Source organism: Pseudomonas sp. AMR01, from assembly GCF_041946035.1.
GTDB classification, from domain to species: domain Bacteria; phylum Pseudomonadota; class Gammaproteobacteria; order Pseudomonadales; family Pseudomonadaceae; genus Aquipseudomonas; species Aquipseudomonas antarctica_B.
On sequence record NZ_JAUTYR010000093.1, the window covers coordinates 1 to 965 of the forward strand.

2 protein-coding genes are annotated in these 965 nt (G+C 60.6%); both read right to left on the reverse strand.

Going from position 1 to position 965, the window contains the following annotated elements; translation table 11 throughout:
- Nucleotides 1-241 (reverse strand): hypothetical protein (locus Q7C20_RS26660; RefSeq protein WP_375071178.1); only part of this gene is annotated, 241 nt, incomplete at its 3' end.
- Between the two features lie 12 nt (nt 242-253).
- The coding region (locus Q7C20_RS26665) for a hypothetical protein (protein ID WP_375071179.1) at nt 254-965 on the reverse strand (712 nt) is incomplete at its 5' end.

Genomic DNA, 965 nt, shown 5'->3' on the forward strand with positions numbered 1-965 from the left:
TGGAAAGATCCAGCGTGTCGGTAGCCGGGGTGACGATGATTTCGTCCACCGGGTCCTGAATCACGACTTCCTGCGGGGTGTGCGTGATCTGGGTGATGTCGACCAGGTTGGTTTCGACATTCGCCTTGGCCGTGGGATCGAACACGAGCCCGGCGGTATTCGCCGCGTCCGCGTAGTCACCCGCCAGTCCGCCGAGCGTGACGGTCGTACCGTCCTTGCGTGTGGTGGTTTCGTAAACCATTTCTGTACCTCCTTACGGGGCCGTCGCGGAAACGGTCACGGGAACCGCCGCGAGGTATTCGGGCTGGATAACCTTACCGCCGTAAACGTGCAGGCCCTTGATCGCGTCCGAGAACGACGATTCGGGACGGTACGCGACGGTCTTGGAAATCTGCTGGGCGAACGTCATGCCCTGATTTCCCTGGCCCGCGATCATCCACCGCTGATTCGGGTTCGACGCGATCGGCGCGTTGGTGTTGACCTTGATTCGGAAACCGAGGATCGACCCCATCTCGCCGTTCGTGATCAACGAATTCGACCCGTAATTCTGGGCCGATGTGAAACGAGGATCCCACGCCAACTGATTCAGTTGATCGGGGGTACCCGCGATCCACCGCGAATCCTGCGGGAGTTCCAGATTGTCCATGGCCGTTTTCAGGTCCACGAAAATCTGGTACAGATCGTCCGGGTCGGCCGGTGCGATGGTGCGCGCCGACAGCACGGTACCCGCACCCTGGACCATGCGCGAACCGATGTACGTGTCCGCGAGCAGTTTGAGCCGGTAACCGGCCCGCGTCGCTCCCTTGGACAGCAGTTCGCCCTTGACCTGCCGCTTGTCCACGTCATCGATCTCGATGGCGTAATACTTCGACTGGTCGATCTTCAATTCCTGGTCGTCCGTGGTGAGGGCGTCCGGATTGATGACGGTCTGGTTCGGCACGTAATCCCGGATAACCGGGTCCACG